We start from the raw sequence: 19,161 nt of genomic DNA on the forward strand, positions 1-19,161 counted from the left end.
GCCCTCAACTCAATGCCTTGCCTAAACGCGTTTTAATTCCAGCTGAATCCTGCATCTTCAAGTGGTTTGGGTATAGTCTCTGTTCACGATTGGCTTATTGGCTTATTGGCTTATTGGATAACGGATAAGATATTAAAATATATTTTTTAGATTATTACTCCATAAAGAGTAGCGAATACTCGAATTTGTTACTTGTATAGGTTAGGTGTAAAATACCCTGCAAATCTTGTTTTTTAACCTTTGGTTGAGTGATGTTATTGACTCATTTTTTATTCTAGTCACTTAATGCTAAAGCTGTTGAAATAAGGAGTTATATCGTGTCTTCTCTGCGCTTTATTGCTGGGCCAACTGCATTTAAAACGATAATGGAAAAAGGGCTTAATGCGGATGCTTTCACACAAGTATTTGCGGCATCAGGAGGGCCAAAGTGGTTAGGCATTGCTAGTTTAGATCGTTATATTTTTGGGGAGTTCTTTAAGCAAAGAACGTCTCCTTTATATACGATAGGTGCCTCATCTGGGGCATGGCGATTAGCAAGTTTAGCGCAAGAAAACCCCATTGCGGCCCATCAACATCTAGAAAATCTTTATATTAACCAAGTGTATGAAGGTAAGCCTTCTCCAGATGCTATTACAAAAAATGTGACTTCTATTATTCGTGAGTTACTTGGTGCCCATAAAGGGACTGATATTATTGAGCATCCTGTCATTAAGAGCCACTTTGTGGCTTGCCGCGCTCGACATTTAAATGCAGGCAATAATCGTATGTCTCTGGCAGCTGGACTTGCTGCAACAGCTGCGAGTAACTTATTAAGCAGAAAGAGCTTAGGCTGGCATTTTGAGCGGTGTATTTTTGGTGTTGATGATTTTTCTTCACCTTTTTGTTCGCTGCAAGATTTACCAAGCAGGCATATTACACTTCATCATGAGAATATTAATCATGTGTTAGTAGCGAGTGGTGCTATTCCTTGGGTCTTATCCCCTGTATGCGACATTAAAGGGGCGCCGAAAGGGAAGTATTTTGATGGTGGGATCACGGATTATCATTTTGATATACCGCTCACAAAAGCGAAAGGGATGAGCATATACCCACATTTTTATTCTGTGATGAAGCCGGGTTGGTTTGATAAATCTTTAGCTTGGAGAGAGGCTAAGCATAATTATGATAATGCATTGATTTTAGCACCGACGGAGAAGTTTATTGAGCGATTACCTTATTCTAAGTTACCAGATAGACGGGATTTTAAATCATTAGATACAGAGAAGAGGATTCAATATTGGAAGAATGCAGCGATAATGAGCCATGCTTTAGCTGATGATTTTGATAATGTTATTCACTCAGGGACAATTGCCAATAAACTTGAAAGGCTTTGATAACCTTTTTCAATAAGTAAATATATGCTTAGCTGCTACACTTTATTAGAGATAAGGCAGCTATACCCGTGATACTTGAAGATGCAGGATTCAGCTGGAATTAAAAGCCTTTTAGGCAAGGCTTTGAACAGCGTGCTTAGTCATTCTAAGCTGATGTTCAATAACGCAGTATAAAAGGCTTTTAAACCAGCCCCTTGGGAGTCTGTAAAATCACCTACTTCTGCGTTGTATCACCTTAAAAGGCAATAAGCATTCTTGCAATAATACGCCTTGAATTAGGCACTTTTACAGGCTCTGAAAACATGCACCTTCGAGTATCACGGGTATAACTTGCCCATTATATGGGAAAAGGCATATGCATACAGAAGAAATGGTAATACTTACCCGTGATGCTTTATTATTACCACTGGGAAGAACCAAGGTTAGGATCGTTGAGCCTCATTATTTAAAAATGGTGGCTGAAGTGCTTAAAGGTCAATATCCATTGATATTTGGTATGCATAGGGTGCACGGTAAGCTGCCCTGTTATCCCTATGCAACTGAGTGTGAGGTTATCGATTTTAATCAAGAAAGTGATGGGGCCTTAGAATTGGTTTTGGAGGGAAAGCAAAAAGTTAAAATCATGTCTGCAGTTCAACAAAAAGATAAGATTTGGCTTGCGAAGGCGCGTCGTTATGATAACTGGGCTGCAGAGCCTATTACTGAAAAATATGAAATTTTAAGTGCGGCTTTAGAGCATTTTTTTCAGGCCAATGAGGCATTATCAAAATTATATACACAGATAAATTTAGAAGATGCGACTTGGGTCAGTCAACGTTGGCTTGAGGTCTTACCGCTTTATAATAATGAAAAGTTACGCTTAGCTTGTCAACCTAATTGCCATCGTACATTAGATTATGTTTTTAAGTTGATTCAGTCTCATGTGAATAGAAAAGATAATACTAGCCTGTCTGATTTAGATATAAAAAAAATGCGCTAATATATCAATGGGTCACATTTAATCTAGATGTGATATATTGATTTTGACTCATTTCTATTTTTTGTCGTTAGTAGGTATTTATACATGTCGTTAGGTGCTCGTGCAAATCAAGCTTCTTATATTGTGCTTCCTGAAACCGTGATAGATAAAAAAACAGTATTCGATTTTTTAGTATCACATTTTAAGCATATTTCCGCTCAAACTTGGCATCACCGCATTGTTGAAGGAAAAGTCCATTGGCGTAATGGAGATTTGATTGACCTTAAATCGCCTTTTACCCCTCGAGAGCGGGTGTATTATTATCGTGAAGTTGCGCAAGAAAGTCTCATTCCTTTTAAAGAAAGCATACTGTATCAAGATGATCAGATTTTAATTGCTTTTAAACCGGCTTTTTTAGCTGTTAATCCGAGTGGGCATTTTGTGAATGAGTGTTTAGTCAATCGGCTAAGAAAGCGTATTTCGTGTCCTGATTTAATAGCTGCACATCGCTTAGATAGAGCAACTTCAGGTTTGATGTTAATGTCGTTGAATAAAGAGACGCGCCATGAATATCATCAACTTTTTAAAATGGGAAATATTGTAAAAGAGTATCATGCATTAGCCTATTTAACGCCTGAATTATTAAAAGAATATAACAGTGGGTATTTAGCTTTGCCTAGACATTGGACGATAAAAAATCGTATTGGTAAAAGTACTCCCAGTTTTATGATGAAGATTATTGATGGCCAAGCTAATAGTCATTCGATGATCAGTTTAATTGCCGTTAAGGGAAAAGTGGGATTGTTTTTATTAAAACCTATCACAGGTAAAACACATCAATTACGACTGCATATGGACAGTTTAGGTATGGGGTTGATCAATGATACCTTGTATCCAGTTTTGCAAGATAAAGCACCTGATAATTTTGCTCGGCCATTAAAATTGATGGCTAAGCGTTTGTGTTTTACCGATCCTGTTACACAGATAAAGCATGATATAAGTTGTGAAGGTTTTACTGATTTTTAGAGGGGACAAATGTGTTCCACCACTCTTTTGTTTGAGGTAACTTATTGACTGTTATTGCTTGTCCCATAATGGGGGTTAATAACGGGACATGTGCTTGATGAGCCAATTGGGCTATTCGGTTAAAAGGTTCATACCAAGCATGGAAGGCAAGATCAAAAGTGCCATTATGTATGGGCAGCATGTTACGCCCTTTTAAATCAATATGAGCTTGCAAACTTTGTTCTGGCGTCATGTGGATATCGGCCCAATCTTTATCATAAGCGCCTGTTTCAATCATAGTGATGTCAAAAGGTCCAAAACGTTCCCCAATGGCCTTAAAACCATCAAAATAACCTGAGTCACCACTAAAGAAGAGTGATGAATCGGGTGTCTTAATGACATAAGAAGCCCAAAGTGTCTCATTTTTATCAAATAAGCCACGACCTGAGAAGTGTTGTGTGGGCGTGGCGGTTAAGGTTATGCCATCAAGAGTTATGGATTGCCACCAGTCTAAAGCATGAATAGTGTTAGTGGGAACCTGCCATTTCTTTAAATGATGATCGACACCTAATGGAACAACAAAATGTTTAACTTTTTGTGCTAAAAATTTAATGCTGGCTTCGTCAAGATGATCGTAATGATCATGAGAGATTAAAATACCATCAATATCGGGTAAGTCAGAGAGTGCGATAGGGGGCTGGTGAAAGCGTTTGGGCCCAATAAAGCTGAAAGGTGACGCTCTGTCGCTAAATACTGGATCAATGAGCCATTTTTGCCCATTCAGCTGCATAAAAAGACTAGAGTGCCCTAAACGAATAATCGTATCGGATTTCATATTATTGAGTTGTGATTGGGTTACTGATTGAACAGGAATAACATGCTCTGGTATGGCATCGATTCTCTTCTCTGTTGCGTAGCGGATCAGTAAGGGCAAGATGGCTGTATTATCATTAAAGTCGTTTGCAGTATTGATAAACCCCCCCTTTGGATTATGGTGATTACTGATATCAGAAGAGGGTATACCTGAGTTTTGAATTGAACTTGGAGTTTCGACATTTAAGTTTGTTAGGTATGACATAAGCAATACTGCGCCTCCAAAGAGAGATAACATTGAAATGCGATTAATTAATTTCATAATTACCACAAAAGTAAACTTGTGAGTGTAATTTACTCTTGTTTTTTGAAAAAGTAAACTGTTAAGTGTAATATGATGGTGTTTTTATTACGTGAGAAAATTAACCTGTGGAATTAAAAGATAAAAAATTAACACGCTCAGAGATAAAGCGTGCAGCAATTTTAGATGCTGCGATGGATGAATTTCAACATAAGGGCTTTAAGGCGACCAATATGGATGAGATTGCCTTAAATGCTTCGGTATCTAAACGAACGGTTTATAATCATTTTCCGAGTAAAGAAACCTTATTTCATGCAATTACTGAGCGCATGTTGATGCTTTTTTACACCGAAAAAACCGTCTCTTTTTCTGATACTATGTCACTTGAAGTACAGCTAACGCATTTAGCTGAAAATGAAATTAAATTGCTGACTATGCCTAAATTTATTGCGATGGCGAAGGTTATTTTTGCTGAATCGATTCATTCACCACATTTAGTTCAACATGCTGTGAAAGAGTTTGAAGAGAAAGGATCGCCCTTAATCAGATGGTTTGAGGCAGCGGCAAAACAAGGGGCAATTAACAGCCAAATGCCACAACAAGTAGCGATGCAATTTGTGTCTGTGATTAAGGGGTTTTGTTTCTGGCCACAAATCGTCCAAAATTCGCCTATTCCAGATAGTCAACAACGCCAGTCTATTGTTGACATGGCAGTACAAATGATTATTAAACAATATACTTAAGTATTGGTAGGTTAATGATTGAGTTGTAAAATCGTTAGTATGTTAATCATTGGGTGATGGCTTTAATTTTGTAAGTTCAACTTCCCACTGCTTTATTTTGACTTCTTCTTCTTTGATTTTATTTTGGTATTTGTTGACCTTTTGTTTTTTTCCAGCAGATTCCGCGGCAATAAGATCGGCATCATAATCTGCTAGCTCTTTTTTTGCTTCGGATATTTTTTCGGTTAACTCTTCTTTAAGTTTTGCATTACTACAATGTGCTTTGGCCTGATCGAGAGCGGTCGTTAATCCTTTGATTTTATTTTTATTATTGTACTGTTTTGCGGCATTAAGTTGCTGACTAATTTCGCAGTATTTTTGTTCGCAACCGATTAACTGATTGCAGCTCTCTGATGCGACTGATTGAAATGAAATAGCCATAAATGCCAATAGACTGATCAGAGTCAAGGTGCGCGATAACATTGAACGATGATGAAATAAAAAGATATATTGCTTTAGCATACTGACCTCAAGTTTATTTGATCACTATTATTACATGGCGTATTGTTTATAAATTTATCTCTTCTATAGAGGGCGCCTTTATTTTCATTGAGACGGAAATACTCAAATAGACAGTATTTATGAAACCATTAACAGTGTCTATATTTGTGATTATCTTGTTCAGTAGATGTTCAATGTTAAACATTAATTATTAAATATAAATAAGTGTTTTCTTACTGATTATTATTTTAATACAATAAATTAAGGTTATATTTTTTAGTTTGGCGGAGATTTTTGTCGGCGGGAGCCGTTGGAGTGAGTGAGGTATTTTTCAGTGGCATAAAGCCCTATGGTGACGGAAATAATAGATAATAGCGTCGCGGCTAATATATCTTGAGGCCAGTGTAGACCTAAAAATAATCGACTTAAGCTTATTAAGACGCTCCAAATCATTAATAATATAGGAAGGACTACAGCGCCTGACTGGATTAAATAATAATTAATGATTAAGGTAAGCGTGACTGCAAAGAGCATGTGCCCTGAAGGAAAAGCATAGTTTGTTGTACTCTGCCAGTGTTTATTAATCTGAGAGGATAGTTGAATGTTGGGATCAATGGCTTCCAGCTTAGGTATGGCTTGAGCCATAGCTTGTTGGCGATCGCTTTTGTCGAGGTGGTTAAAAGTGTCCATGTTTAATAAGTGATATTGAGTCATTAAAGCAATATTGGGCCTAATTTCTTTGGTGGTCACTTTAATGAGTTGGCCCAATCCTAAAGACAGCAGTAAACTGATGATGAGGGCTGGAATAAGTTTTTTCATTAAAGGTCGAGGGATCCTGAAAGCACAAAATGAAATAATGATGAATGTTGTGATAATGGCAAATGGAAAGGATGCTGTTTCTGTTATCCAGTAATAAAATTGGGCAACATCAGAGGAGAGATCCAGTGATGGGAAAAAACGTATATCTCCCATTAGCATAAAAGAGGTAAGAGAAATTAAGATGATTGCTGAAATAAGCAACCAAGCTTGAGCTATGCTTGATTTATCGACGGTTTTCTTCTTCACTCTAGGGCCTCTATAGCAATGTTTTGTCTTTTTGTTCTACAGATTGGGGATAGCCTACTCTTAATTTTACTATATTAAGGTTGACGAAGAGTTTCACATATCCCATTCGTTGGGTATTAATTAATATTGAGTCATACTCATTTTTTTAGAATTGATTTAATAATAGATACAGTTTGAGTGATTTGTTTTAAATTGAGCCGTTATTTTTTTGTTTGCATCATTTTTTTATCATAACCGAGTGCAATCAGTGCCAGTAATGCGACAATCATTTCACAGACAAGGTAAATAAACATCATGTTATTCGCTGAATTTTCTTGGAGTAGCCCAAGCGATCGTGAACAAGCCATTGCCAGCATAATGATCAGGATAGCCCAAAGACCTAGACGGTGATTGGAAGGGGTAAGAGTGAATAAGGCAAGAACTAAACCTAGTCCAAGTGACATGCCGCCAAACGTGGCACGGATATCAATGAGTGCTGATGCGCTGGTGAGTTGCGAGTCAGTAATAAATGGAAATAAGGTATTAGGTAAAAAAATAAAGCTTAGACCATATAAAGTGAAGAAGAGGCTGTTTACCCAGATCAATATTAGTCGGAATTTCATGAAGGTTCTCGGTACGATTTTTCCTATAGTATATACCTAAGTGGTATGAATATGCAGTGGACGGTTCATTAAAGGAGAAAGTATGAGATTAGAGAGTGCATTCGTTTTGTTCTTGGTTATGACTTTAGCATCTTGTGCAACACGTGATTCTATTGACCTTAGTTCAAAAGATTTTCATGCTGACGCGCAAGCGGGAGTGTATTCGGTGTCTGTTAAAGAATGTGAACTAATGATGGAAAGGCAGGTGGTTAAAAATAACTCGCCGATTAAATGCAATCGATTGAAAAAAATAGTTTTTCCTTATTATCCTCTTTTCACTGAAACTTCCAATACGCGTGAAGTTAACAGAGAGGAACATTTGAGCTCTATGGGAGTCTTAGTTGTGCTCGATATCGTGGCCGATGAAGTATTCTCATTATTCAATACGCTTTACCAATTTCAATTTCCACTCTATCAGGTTATTCCCATAGAATATTTTAGTGAACGAGAAAAGTTAAAAGATGACATTAATAATAGTTATGCTTTTGACTCTCGGTTAATCACTCGTGGCACGACTTGGTCAGAACATGCTTATGGTGTGGCGATTGATATTAATCCTTTTCAAAATCCTTATTTTTATGTAGGAGAAAATGCTGATGCTTTAGTGATCCCTCAAAGTGCTGTGAGTCAATATCTCAATCGAGCAAAGTATCGGCCAGGTAAAGCGACTCGATTTGGTATGGCGGAGGAAGTGGTACTTGAGTTTGCTAAGCATGGTTTTGTGATCTGGGGCGGTGATTGGGACAGGCCTATTGACTATATGCATTTTCAAGTGGGATCTCGTGCTTTTATTGATAAGTTGACCTCTTTGCCTGTTAAAAGAGCAAAAGCATGGTTCCATGCGTATGTGGTACAAATGAATATGTGCTTGAAGACGGCAAAAACAATACAGGGGTTTAGTGATCAAGATTTAGCGCGTAAGTTTTGTGTTGAGAAAGTGACAACTGCCTTCCAATGAGCGATAGTACTCTCTTTTTTGATTCAGCTTCCTCAATTCACTGGATAAGCTATTTTAATGGGAACCGATAACCATGATCGCAGTCGTTGACACCTTTGTAGCGCCTCCCTGTTTTGATGACATTGACATTTTGTTTCAAGATGAGGCTATTTTACTGATCAATAAACCCACTGGTTTGTTGAGCTTGTCTGGAAAAAACCCATTAAATAAAGATTCTGTGCATTACCGTTTAGTGAAAGATTACCCTACGGCATTAATGGTTCATCGACTTGACTTTGGCACATCTGGTTTGATGGTTATCGCGCTGAATAAAAAAGTAAATGCTCTGCTTACCAAGCAGTTTCAGGCTCGAACAGTGGTTAAACAATATACCAGTATGTTAAATGGGCATGTGGCGGAAGATGAAGGTGAGATACACTTTCCAATCGCAAAAGATCCGGCGTATTTTCCAAGGCAAAAGATCTGCAGTCAAACCGGTAAGTCGGCTCAAAGCTATTATCAAGTATTAGAGCGATTAACATCACCTTTAAGAACGCGAGTGTGTTTTACCCCCATCACAGGACGTACGCATCAATTGAGGATCCACAGTCATGCTATGGGTCACTCGATTTTAGGTTGTGACTTATATGGCAGTGAAAAGACTCATTCTATGGCCAGCCGTTTGCTATTACATGCGTCTAGGTTGGAGTTTGAGCATCCTTTGACGGGAGAAAGAATGGTCGGAGTGTGTGAGGCTGATTTTTAAAAGAAAGATCGTAGGATCTTTCTTTTATTTTTCAGCATACCAGTGATGCTTATTCAGGTGGGGTTAACTTTTGCTCTAGTGCATCAACTTGCTCTTGAAGCGCGGTCAGTTTTTCTCGTGTTTTCACTAATACATGTTGTTGCACTTCAAATTCTTCACGTGAGACTAAGTCCAGCTTCATGAGTTGGTTCTGAAGTACTTGCTTGGTGCGCTCTTCAAATTCTCCTGCAAATTGTTTTAAGCCACTAGGGAGATTGTCAGTCAACTGCTTAGCCATTTCTTCAATTTTTTTTGGATTAATCATCTGGGTTCTTTTTCATTGGGGTGCTGTTAATAATAATTGTACCTGAGGGATGCCATATTTGCCAAAGATAGCGCCTTAGTGAAACTGACCAAGGCGCTATTTGATTATTTACACCTTGATTTCAGCTTCTTTAGGCGCAATAGATTCATCAAACTCAGGCAGCGGCTTATGGGTCTGCGCAAGGTACATATACATGACGGGTAGAACAAATAATGTGAACAAGGTACCAATAGACAAACCTGCCACAATTACCAGCCCAATATTAAAGCGTGAAACGGCTCCAGAGCCTGATGCAAATAACAGGGGAATTAAGCCTGCTACCATCGCCGCTGTGGTCATTAAAATCGGACGTAGCCGTATGGAGGTTGCCAGCTTTATGGCTGCCAGTTTGTCTAATCCATTATTGAGCTGCTCTTCTTTGGCTACTTCGCAAATGAGAATACCATGTTTACAGATGAGTCCTACCAGTGTAATGAGTCCGACTTGGGAATAGATATTCATTGAGGTGAGTCCAAAGACATGAGTCCAACTTAAAGCGATAAGAGCACCACTAATCGCCAAGGGGACAGAAACTAAGATCACTAATGGATCCCGTAAACTTTCAAACTGACTGGCCAAGACGAGAAAAATAATGGCGATAGCCAGAGCAAAAGTAACGTAAAGTGCGTTGCCTTCTTCGACATATTGCCTAGCTTCGCCAAGGAAACTATAGGTATAACCTTTAGGCAATTCATTATCACCGATGTTTTTTAAGAAAGAGATGGCGCCACCAATAGGTGTACCTGGAGGAGCGACACCACTAATGGTCATTGAGTTCATTTGATCGAAATGAGGAAGAGAGCGAGGCTCTGATGTGACTGTAATATCAACCAGACTCGATAAAGGCACTGAGCGACCATCGGCAGCGGTGAGGTAGTAGCCTTCTAAAGACTCTGGACCTGTTCTATTTTTACGGGCAACTTGTGGAATAACTTCATAGGAACGGCCTTCTAAATTAATGCGGTTAACATAGCCATCCCCCATCATGGTCGATAATGTTTTACCAATATCTTGCATGGTGATGCCGTAACTGCCTGCGATATCTTTTTTGACTTGTATGTTGATATTACCTGAATCGTATTTTAGATCGACTTGGGAGAAGACAAATAAGGGACTTTTCTTCACTTTTTCAAATACGCCCATACCGATTTCAAATAAACTTTCAAATGGGTTAGAAGTGGTGATGACAAATTGTATTGGTAGACCACTTGAAGCGCCTGGGAGTTGCGGCATTTCAAAGGTGGTAATGGCCATCCCTGGAATGGTTTTGACTTCTTCACCTAAGGCTTTTTGTACTTGTTTTTGGCTCTCACTACGTTGACTCCAAGGGACAAGAGGTGCAATACCAAAGGATTGATTGGTTGCTGGTATGCCGACAAATGCCAGTGAGGCAGCAGCAGCAGGTTGTTTGCTGATCATGTCGGTAACAAGTTTCATATTCGATTGAATATAATCTAAATTGCCTGTTGACGGTGCTGTCCCCATCATCATTACGACACCATTATCTTCTTTGGGGGCAAGCTCTGATGGAATAAAACTAAACATAATGGGTAATGAGATTAAAACAAAAGCGGCAAATGTGAGGATAACGGGTTTATGATTTAACACAGCTGAAAGCATAGTGTTATAGCGGTTTGTTACACGACTTAATATCGAGTCAACGGTTCGTTCGAAACGTTTGGGCTCATGTTTTGAAAGTAACACTTTAGAGCACATCATGGGTGATAGGGTGAGGGCAATAAGGCCTGATATCACGACAGAACCTGCCAGTGTGAGGGCGAATTCTTTAAATAAAGAGCCGGTTATTCCGCCCATTAGCGCTATGGGAGAGTATACCGCCGCGAGGGTAATCGTCATGGAAATCACTGGAACGGCAATTTCTCGTGTGCCTATAATGGCGGCTCTAAAAGGTGTTTCTCCCAGTTTGATATGCCGATCGACATTTTCCACGACCACAATAGCATCATCGACCACCAGTCCGATGGCCAGTACCATGGCAAGCAAAGTCATTAAATTAATGGAAAATCCAAACATATCCATGACCATTCCAACACCAATGAGGGACAAAGGGATGGTGACGACTGGAATGAGGACGGCACGAAGGGAGCCTAAAAATAAGGTGATGACTATAATAACAATAATAGAAGCTTCACCTATGGTTTTAATAACTTCATTGATGGACTCGTCAATGGCTAATGAGGAGTCATAGAGGATTTTGGCATTCATTGATGGCGGTAAACTATTTAAAATGTCCGGCATCATAGCTCTAGCATCTGCTGCGACTAGCAAGGGGTTGGCTGTCGGGGTCACATCAATGGCGACGACGACGGCTTCTTTACCGTCAGCCAAGCCACGAATAGTATCTCGACTCTTGGCTAAGCTAGCATGACCAATATCTTCTAAGCGAATGACTTTTCCATCATCGGTGGTAGAGACGACTAATTGGTTGAGTTCGTCTGCTGTGGTGACTTGCGTGTTAATGGTACTGTTTAAGGTGGTGTAATAACTATTGGCTTGACCTGCCGCTGATTGGTAGTTATTGGCTTGCAAGATGTTCATGACATCACTGGAGGAGATATTAAAGGCTCCCATTCGTGCGGGGTCGAGCCAAACGCGCATTCCATAAGTGACGCCGCCATAAAGGTTAACCTTAGCCACACCTGAGATAGTAAATAGTTGCGGCGTGACAACTCGGTTTAAATAATCGGTAATTTGGCTGGCGTTGAGTTCTTGGCTATTAAATGAAATATATAGCACAGAGGTTTGAGAACCTGTTGACATGGCAATGGTTGGATCTTGTGCGTCACTGGGAATTTGTGAGCCAACAGAGTTCACTTTTGATAAGATTTCAGCCAATGCGCCATTGGGATCGGTATTGAGCTTCATTGTGACGGTAATGGTTGATGTGCCCAAAATACTGGTTGAACTCATGTAATCAATATTATCAGCTTGTGCAATAGCTTGTTCTATTGGTTGAGTAATAAACCCTTGGATCAGGTTTGCATCGGCGCCATAGTAGTTAGTGGTAACAGTCAATACCGTGTTGGTCATTTTAGGGTATTCACGTACTTGCATACCTAAATAGGAATACACACCTAATAATAACAAGAGCAAACTGATTGAAATAGCCAAAATAGGCCGACGAATAAAAGTATCAGTAAAGCGCATCGCCACTTCCTCCTGTTATAGTTGCGGCATAGTGGTTGGAGTGGGCAAAGCTGCACTCTCTGTCACTTTGACTTTACTGTTATTACTTAAGCGAACTTGCCCTGAAGTGACAATTTTATCGCCTGCTTTGAGTTTACCTTTGATGAGTGCTTTGCCACTTGTTCTTTCCAATACTTGAACATCCACTTGATTTACTCTTTGGACTGTTTTTCCTTTTTCGGTTTTATTGTTGATGACATAGATAGAATTTCCGTAAAGTGTGTAAGTAATAGCGGTTCTAGGCAGCACTATTTGGTTGTCCATTTTTGGCAGTAATATATTGACTTCGGCAAACATACCATTACGCAGCTTATTATCGGCATTAGGGATTTGCGCTTGTACTTGAATGAGGCCGCTTTGTTCGAAGACGGCGGGTTCAATCGCTGTTATCGTGCCAGAAAAAGGCACTTTGGGGTAACTGTCGACAAAAGTATTGATTTTTTGTCCGACATAAACTTTTGAGAGTTGGGTTTGAGGAATAGTAAAACGAATTTTCATATTACTGAGATCTTCAATGCCAACCACATCGGTGCCAACGCTCAGGTAATCACCTAGGTTCACTTCTCTGATCCCCATTATGCCATCAAAAGGTGCTCTAATTTCCCGTCGACTAATGGTTGCCTTTAGACTTTCAATACTGGCCACTAAGGCAAGGTAGGTTGATTGGCTACTATCCACATCTTGTTTGGATACGGAATTTTTCTTATAGAGCGCTAAATTACGCTCATAATCCGCTTTAGCTGCAGGTAACTGCACGACACTATTTTCAAGATTGGCTTTTTCAACTTCCGTGTTAAGGGAAATCAATAACTGTCCTTTTTTGACCTCTGCACCATTTTCGAAATTGATTGTGCTGACGACACCAGCATCTTGATTAGATAAGGTGCCGCCTTGGTTTGGCTCTACGTAACCAATGGCATGAAGTTTGGGTTGCCAAGTTGTTGGGGTAACATTCATTGCCGTGACGGGAAATTCAGGCTCCGGCATGTTAGCAATAAACGTTGCTATTTTTTTCTTAATGAAGAGATTGAAGCCGATTACGGATCCAAAAACGAGAACGACAATGATGAGCATGACTGTAAACCATTTTTTCATATGCCTGACTGCCCTGTAATTTGATTGTTACAATAAATGTGTTTGATTAATAGTAATATTAGTCGATATTTTAAATGCTTGTTAACTTGATGGAACTAAAGTTGTCATTCAAAATGTTGAGCTGCATACAGCTCAACATTGTTATACATTAACATGAATGATTATTAATGATGCTAGCTTTTTTTTTGCTGAATATAGAGGTATTAAGTGTAAATTTATATTTTTTGGTGGCGGGTTAAAACATGTGTGTCGCTGAGTTTTATCCGTGACGGTGTTTTTCGCTTATGAAGAGTCATATTTCTGGTATCATGCCTGCCTGTTATTTCTTTCTGTATTGGTTGTCATTTACTGATGAAGTTAAACCCTGGACAAAACGATGCCGTTCACTATGTTACTGGTCCTTGCTTAGTGTTGGCGGGAGCTGGGAGTGGGAAAACACGTGTCATTATCAATAAAATTGCGCACTTAGTAAAAGATTGTGGTTATAACGCGCGTCATATTGCTGCAGTCACGTTTACAAATAAAGCGGCTCGTGAAATGAAAGAGCGTGTATCTCAATCTATGGGACGCAAAGAAGCACGTGGATTGTGGATTTCTACTTTTCATACTTTAGGGTTGGAAATCATCAAACGTGAATATAAAGTGTTGGGGCTAAAATCCGGTTTTTCGCTATTTGATGATCAAGACAGTTTAGCGCTATTAAAAGAGCTGACGCAAAATGAGTTAGAAGAAGACAAAGATTTATTGAAAGCACTGGCGAGTGCTATTTCTAATTGGAAAGGGGATTTAGTGATCCCTGAACAAGCTCGAAAAATAGCTAAAGATGAGCAATCGCAATTATTTGCGTTATTATATCAACGCTATGCGCAGCATATGAAAGCTTATAATGCCCTTGATTTTGATGATTTAATTCTCATTCCAACATTATTATTAAGGCACGATGAAACCGTGCGTGAGCGCTGGCAAACGAGAATTCGATATTTGCTGGTGGATGAGTATCAAGATACCAATACCAGTCAATATGAACTGGTCAAACTGTTAGTGGGTCAGCGCGCTCGCTTTACTGTTGTGGGCGATGACGATCAATCTATTTATTCTTGGCGAGGGGCTAAACCACAGAATTTGGTGTTGCTTGGACAAGACTTTCCTAAACTAAAACTCATAAAACTGGAGCAGAATTACCGTTCGAGTCAACGTATTTTACGTGCGGCCAATATTCTAATCGCTAACAACCCCCATGTTTATGAAAAAGCCCTTTTTAGTGAATTGGCTTATGGAGAGCCGTTGAGAGTATTAGTTGCGGCGAATGAGGAGCAAGAAGCTGAGCGCGTGATTGCAGAGATTATTCGACATAAATTTGTTGGACGGACTCAGTTTGGTGATTACGCTATTTTATATCGAGGCAATCATCAATCAAGGCTGCTTGAGCGAGCTTTGATGACAAATAGGATCCCCTATAAGCTCAGTGGCGGGACGTCTTTTTTTAGTCGCGCCGAAATTAAAGATATGATGGCTTATTTGCGCTTGGTGGTTAATCCGGATGACGATAATGCTTTTTTACGTATTGTCAATCTGCCGAAACGAGGCATTGGCCCTGCGACCTTAGAAGCGTTAGGTAATTATGCTAATAAGCGACACATTTCAATGTTTGAAGCGATTTTTGAGGCAGACCTCAATCATTATTTATCGCCCGCTGCGATGTCTTCTTTATACCAATTTGGTCGATTCATTGTGGATACTGAAGAGGCGGTGACCAGAGGCGATCCTGTTGATGCGGTTAAAACCTTAGTGCGAAAAATAAATTATGAAGATTATCTTTATGAAAACAGCACGAGTGCAAAAGCGGCCGAAATGCGAATGAAGAATATTTCAGAGCTTTATCGCTGGGTAACTGAAATGTTGGCAGGTGACGATCTCGACGAACCGATGACCTTACCAGAGGTGGTGACGCGTTTAACCTTAAGAGACATGATGGAGCGGAATAGTGAGGACGAAGAGGGCGATCAAGTTCAGTTAATGACACTTCATGCTTCAAAAGGATTAGAGTTTCCGTATGTGTTTATGCTAGGTGCAGAAGAGCGTATTCTCCCTCACCAAACCAGTATTGATGAGGGAAATGTCGACGAAGAGCGCCGTTTAGCTTATGTGGGGATCACTCGCGCACAAAAAGAATTATGGTTTATGCTTTGTCGAGAGCGTCGGCAATTCGGCGAGACTATGCGCTGTGAGCCAAGTCGCTTTTTAATGGAGTTACCGCAAGACGATCTTATTTGGGAAAACCGTAAACCACAAGCCTCGCCAGAGCAACAGCAGGCAACGGGTAAAAGCAATATTGCGCATTTAAGGAATATGCTTAAGAGTAAATAAGGCTTAAGCGCAATCGAGTGCGGCGGTTTTGGGGAGTACAAGGACTTGACCTAATGGTTGTCCTTGTCCAATGGTGATCCCTATCTCTTTGAGTTTGTCAATTTGATCTGAGTGGGTGATCCCTGTGGCATTGAGAGTTAGGCCTAATGCTTGTGCTGCTAAGAAATAGGCTTTTGCGAGTTTGAAGTAAGATCCACTCTCTAAGTGCGTGCAATAACTGGGGTCTAGCTTCAATACACTAATAGGTAAAAAAGTGAGACTGTTTATTGCACCATTGACACTGCCATAATCGTAAATGCCTAACTTGACTTGCAACTGTGCTAAAGACTCAAAGGCATTAATATGAATATTATTATCTTGTGCGAAGGCCCTTTCATTAAAAAATAAATATAACTGTTCTAAATTAAATTGGCATTTTTTTAACTGATTTTTTAGGCTGCGTAATGCATGTTTATGTTTTAGATGTTGACTGGAAAGTGACAAATGAATTTGTACGCTATGGGTACAATACGCTTGCAAGTGTGCAAAGTCGACGTTGAGCTGGTTTAATGTATATTTATCTAATTCAATATGTAAGTTGCACTGCTGAGCAATGTTATTGATTTGAACTTGCTTGATTTTTCCTAGTTGGGGATGTAGCCAAAATAAACGCGGTTCAAATGCGATGAGTGTTTGAGTGGTTAAATTTAAAATGGGTAAATAGCTAATTTGCAGTTCATTGTTACTGATAGCTTGTCTGAGTTCTTTTTCTAATTGGATATTATTAACTTGTTGATATGATTGTTGTTGAAATACAACATAGCAGCCTTTCCCATCAGACTTTGCTTGGTACATGGCAGCATCAGCATTTCTTAGTATTGATTCACTGGTGTCAGTTCCTTGACTGCTACTTAACGCAATGCCGATACTGGCCGATGAGTAAAACATTTTTTGGGTTAACTGATAGGGGCGTGCTAAGGCTTTAAGTACTCGTTCGGCAACTTCAATGGCATCTTGGTCATGATTGATACAGTCCAGTAATATCACAAACTCATCGCCACCGAGTCTGGCGAGATTGTCATTGACTCGAATGCACTTCTTAAGACGTTTTGCGGTTTCAATTAAAAATCGGTCGCCTTCTAAATGTCCCAATGTGTCATTTAATAATTTAAACCTATCCATATCAATAAAGAGCAGGGCAAATTTATCTTGTGGGTGCCTGCGTAAGTGTTTAATGGCTTGTGAGAGTTGTTCCATGAACATAGCACGATTAGGCAAATTGGTCAGATTGTCATGCTTGGCATCATGCTGTAATTGATATTCAATTTGTTTACGTTGTGTGATTTCTTTTTCAAGATTTTGATTTAGCAATGCCAATGCTTGTGTGCGTTGAGCCACTTTTTCTTCTAGTTGTTCATGACTGGCTTTTAAGGATTCAGCGGACAGTTTTCTTTCGATTGCGGTGGCAATGTGTTGTGAAACAAAGGTGAGTAATTCAAGATCGCTTTCATGATAGTTTTGGTTGGCGTTAAAACTATAGATAGTTAATGCGCCTATCACTTTCCCTTGAATAAAAAGAGGGATACCGATCCATTGATGAATTTGACGGGTATTATTAAGCTCTGGTGCTTGGGTATAGACAGATAAAGATGAAATTAATTCATCGATATCGTTTTTATGAAACAGTCTGGGTTTTTGGTGTTGGATGATAAATTCAGTTAATCCATCTTGTAGTGGTCTAGGTTTTGGGGCTGGGGAGTTAAATTGTGATACATAAAACGGAAAACTTAAGCCTGTGTGTTGTTCATTAAGTAATGCGATAAAGCAATTATTGGCGGCTAATAATCGGCTAATGACGTTATGTATTTCGGCATAAAATTGACTGTTGTCGATATTGGATGTTGCAAGATCGGCTATTTCAAATAATGTTTTTTGTAAGTTTTCGGCTCGGCGGCGTTCACTGACTTCTTGTTTGAGCTTTTCATAAGCAATACTGAGCTCTTTTGTGCGTTTGCTTATGGCTTGCTCTAGCTGTTCTTGATGCTGAAGGTGTTCAGTCACAGTGGATATATGTTGGCTGATAAAGTTCATGAGTTCGAGATCGATATCACCGTAATTAATATTTTTATCATAGCTTTGAACAACAATGACTCCTGTGATGATACCATTATTTTTAATGGGAACACCAAGCCATTGATGGCAGTCTGAGCCTAAGCTAACCACTTCGTTATTATCGAGTAGCTTCTGATATTTTGTGTTATCACACAGTAAACTTTCCCCCGTTCGAAAAACATATCCGGTGAGCCCAGATGCTAAGGTGTCAGATAAGGTCTCATTTGGGTAGAGATCATGTGGATGTGCATCTTTCTCATCGGCAAAAAAAGGGATTTCTATTTTGTTGGTTTTTGAATTGAGCGTCGCAATAAAAAAATTATCGGTGGGAACTAAGGTATCTATTGAATCATAGACAACACCATAGAACTCTTCTTGGGAGGTGACGGAGGCCGCTAAATTCGATATGGCTAATAATGCGTTTTGAGTGACCTCTGCACGTTTATAGATCCTCGCCAGTGCTTTCAGGCGAGCAATGCGTTTATGTAAACGTGCAACTTCTCTGGCTTCTGGTGTTTTATCCCTAAACATTAATCTCGCCAATTTAAGTATTTGCTATGTTAATTCAAGCGGTAAGTGGATTATAAAATTCAAGAAATGCATATTTATTGAGTATATTGATAGCATGAAATGCCATTGCTTCCAAGTGATACTTAGTGTTGCTAGGGGTTTTATTTCGATAAATATTGACCCTGATCTGTTAAAACTTAAGCAAACAAACAAAAAAATGAAAACAGAGCTAGACGTCGGCGCGATTTATCCCTACTATATGCGTCGCTAACTAAGGCAGGCGCCCATAGCTCAGCTGGATAGAGCGTACCCCTCCGGAGGGTGAGGCCGAAGGTTCGAATCCTTCTGGGCGCACCAGTTGGAGTATGTATTGGTTAGTGGAGATGTGTCAGTGGTGATTGTAGCTCAGTTGGTAGAGCCCCGGATTGTGATTCCGGTTGTCGTGGGTTCGAGCCCCATCAGTCAC

General features: G+C 39.6%; 15 protein-coding genes and 1 tRNA gene. 8 read left to right on the forward strand and 8 right to left on the reverse strand.

Annotated elements, in window-relative coordinates; translation table 11 throughout:
• The first annotated feature begins 317 nt into the window (after positions 1-317).
• The 3 genes from Q0779_RS22660 to Q0779_RS22670 all read left to right on the forward strand — a co-directional run bounded on the left by Q0779_RS22660 (position 318) and on the right by Q0779_RS22670 (position 3,357).
• Positions 318-1,373, forward strand: a complete 1,056-nt coding sequence (locus Q0779_RS22660; protein ID WP_298776357.1) for an alpha/beta hydrolase — start codon at positions 318-320, stop codon at positions 1,371-1,373.
• Between the two features lie 355 nt (positions 1,374-1,728).
• Positions 1,729-2,352 (forward strand): LON peptidase substrate-binding domain-containing protein, encoded by a 624-nt coding sequence (locus Q0779_RS22665; protein WP_298776358.1) that lies wholly within the window; start codon positions 1,729-1,731, stop codon positions 2,350-2,352.
• An 84-nt stretch (positions 2,353-2,436) separates the two neighbouring features.
• Complete coding sequence (locus Q0779_RS22670) at positions 2,437-3,357, forward strand: pseudouridine synthase (protein ID WP_298776360.1); 921 nt, start codon at positions 2,437-2,439, stop codon at positions 3,355-3,357.
• Here the strand turns inward: Q0779_RS22670 and Q0779_RS22675 are convergent.
• A complete protein-coding gene (locus tag Q0779_RS22675; protein ID WP_298776361.1) occupies positions 3,344-4,471 on the reverse strand; it encodes an MBL fold metallo-hydrolase in 1,128 nt (375 codons plus the stop codon). The two genes, Q0779_RS22670 and Q0779_RS22675, sit on opposite strands and share 14 nt — an antisense overlap.
• A gap of 107 nt (positions 4,472-4,578) precedes the next feature.
• Here Q0779_RS22675 and Q0779_RS22680 point away from each other — a divergent pair, with 107 nt between their 5' ends.
• Positions 4,579-5,193, forward strand: a complete 615-nt coding sequence (locus Q0779_RS22680) for a TetR/AcrR family transcriptional regulator (protein WP_298776363.1) — start codon at positions 4,579-4,581, stop codon at positions 5,191-5,193.
• Between the two features lie 42 nt (positions 5,194-5,235).
• On the opposite strand, the gene Q0779_RS22685 is transcribed toward Q0779_RS22680, so the two are convergent.
• The 3 genes from Q0779_RS22685 to Q0779_RS22695 form a co-directional block, all read right to left on the reverse strand.
• Positions 5,236-5,694, reverse strand: a complete 459-nt coding sequence (locus Q0779_RS22685) for a DUF1090 domain-containing protein (RefSeq protein ID WP_298776364.1) — start codon at positions 5,692-5,694, stop codon at positions 5,236-5,238.
• A 255-nt stretch (positions 5,695-5,949) separates the two neighbouring features.
• A complete protein-coding gene (locus Q0779_RS22690; protein ID WP_298776366.1) occupies positions 5,950-6,738 on the reverse strand; it encodes a phosphatase PAP2 family protein in 789 nt (262 codons plus the stop codon).
• Positions 6,739-6,938: 200 nt separating this feature from the next.
• Positions 6,939-7,340 (reverse strand): DUF4345 domain-containing protein, encoded by a 402-nt coding sequence (locus tag Q0779_RS22695; protein WP_298776368.1) that lies wholly within the window; start codon positions 7,338-7,340, stop codon positions 6,939-6,941.
• An 82-nt stretch (positions 7,341-7,422) separates the two neighbouring features.
• On the opposite strand from Q0779_RS22695, the gene Q0779_RS22700 reads away from it, so the two are divergent.
• Both Q0779_RS22700 and Q0779_RS22705 read left to right on the forward strand, forming a co-directional pair.
• Positions 7,423-8,337 (forward strand): M15 family metallopeptidase, encoded by a 915-nt coding sequence (locus Q0779_RS22700; protein WP_298776370.1) that lies wholly within the window; start codon positions 7,423-7,425, stop codon positions 8,335-8,337.
• A gap of 73 nt (positions 8,338-8,410) precedes the next feature.
• Entirely contained in the window at positions 8,411-9,082 is a 672-nt protein-coding gene (locus Q0779_RS22705; protein ID WP_298776373.1) for a pseudouridine synthase, read from the forward strand.
• 49 nt (positions 9,083-9,131) lie between these two features.
• On the opposite strand, the gene Q0779_RS22710 is transcribed toward Q0779_RS22705, so the two are convergent.
• From Q0779_RS22710 to Q0779_RS22720, 3 genes are all read right to left on the reverse strand, one after another.
• Entirely contained in the window at positions 9,132-9,386 is a 255-nt protein-coding gene (locus tag Q0779_RS22710) for an accessory factor UbiK family protein (RefSeq protein ID WP_298776375.1), read from the reverse strand.
• Positions 9,387-9,494: 108 nt separating this feature from the next.
• The gene (locus tag Q0779_RS22715; RefSeq protein ID WP_298776377.1) at positions 9,495-12,593 is read right to left on the reverse strand and encodes a multidrug efflux RND transporter permease subunit; all 3,099 of its coding nucleotides are present in this window, start codon (positions 12,591-12,593) and stop codon (positions 9,495-9,497) included.
• 15 nt (positions 12,594-12,608) lie between these two features.
• Positions 12,609-13,727, reverse strand: a complete 1,119-nt coding sequence (locus tag Q0779_RS22720) for an efflux RND transporter periplasmic adaptor subunit (RefSeq protein WP_298776380.1) — start codon at positions 13,725-13,727, stop codon at positions 12,609-12,611.
• Positions 13,728-14,078: 351 nt separating this feature from the next.
• Here Q0779_RS22720 and rep point away from each other — a divergent pair, with 351 nt between their 5' ends.
• Positions 14,079-16,094 (forward strand): DNA helicase Rep, encoded by a 2,016-nt coding sequence (gene rep / locus Q0779_RS22725; RefSeq protein ID WP_298776382.1) that lies wholly within the window; start codon positions 14,079-14,081, stop codon positions 16,092-16,094.
• A 3-nt stretch (positions 16,095-16,097) separates the two neighbouring features.
• Here rep and Q0779_RS22730 read toward each other — a convergent pair whose 3' ends face one another.
• A complete protein-coding gene (locus Q0779_RS22730; RefSeq protein WP_298776384.1) occupies positions 16,098-18,716 on the reverse strand; it encodes a diguanylate cyclase in 2,619 nt (872 codons plus the stop codon).
• A 259-nt stretch (positions 18,717-18,975) separates the two neighbouring features.
• On the opposite strand from Q0779_RS22730, the gene Q0779_RS22735 reads away from it, so the two are divergent.
• Positions 18,976-19,052, forward strand: a tRNA-Arg gene (locus tag Q0779_RS22735).
• Positions 19,053-19,161 lie beyond the last annotated feature (109 nt).

The sequence above is a fragment of the uncultured Shewanella sp. genome (genome assembly GCF_947491715.1).
In the GTDB taxonomy this organism is placed as follows: Bacteria; Pseudomonadota; Gammaproteobacteria; order Enterobacterales; family Shewanellaceae; genus Shewanella.

What these genes read in the sequence shown, in the direction of transcription:
- Q0779_RS22665 (WP_298776358.1), top strand. Translation starts at nt 1,729, where the DNA reads ATGCATACAGAAGAAATGGTAATACTTACCCGTGATGCTTTATTATTA.
- Q0779_RS22670 (WP_298776360.1), top strand. Translation starts at nt 2,437, where the DNA reads ATGTCGTTAGGTGCTCGTGCAAATCAAGCTTCTTATATTGTGCTTCCT.
- Q0779_RS22675 (WP_298776361.1), bottom strand. Translation starts at nt 4,471, where the DNA reads ATGAAATTAATTAATCGCATTTCAATGTTATCTCTCTTTGGAGGCGCA.
- Q0779_RS22685 (WP_298776364.1), bottom strand. Translation starts at nt 5,694, where the DNA reads ATGCTAAAGCAATATATCTTTTTATTTCATCATCGTTCAATGTTATCG.
- Q0779_RS22695 (WP_298776368.1), bottom strand. Translation starts at nt 7,340, where the DNA reads ATGAAATTCCGACTAATATTGATCTGGGTAAACAGCCTCTTCTTCACT.
- Q0779_RS22700 (WP_298776370.1), top strand. Translation starts at nt 7,423, where the DNA reads ATGAGATTAGAGAGTGCATTCGTTTTGTTCTTGGTTATGACTTTAGCA.
- Q0779_RS22705 (WP_298776373.1), top strand. Translation starts at nt 8,411, where the DNA reads ATGATCGCAGTCGTTGACACCTTTGTAGCGCCTCCCTGTTTTGATGAC.
- Q0779_RS22710 (WP_298776375.1), bottom strand. Translation starts at nt 9,386, where the DNA reads ATGATTAATCCAAAAAAAATTGAAGAAATGGCTAAGCAGTTGACTGAC.
- Q0779_RS22715 (WP_298776377.1), bottom strand. Translation starts at nt 12,593, where the DNA reads ATGCGCTTTACTGATACTTTTATTCGTCGGCCTATTTTGGCTATTTCA.
- Q0779_RS22720 (WP_298776380.1), bottom strand. Translation starts at nt 13,727, where the DNA reads ATGAAAAAATGGTTTACAGTCATGCTCATCATTGTCGTTCTCGTTTTT.
- rep (WP_298776382.1), top strand. Translation starts at nt 14,079, where the DNA reads ATGAAGTTAAACCCTGGACAAAACGATGCCGTTCACTATGTTACTGGT.
- Q0779_RS22730 (WP_298776384.1), bottom strand. Translation starts at nt 18,716, where the DNA reads ATGTTTAGGGATAAAACACCAGAAGCCAGAGAAGTTGCACGTTTACAT.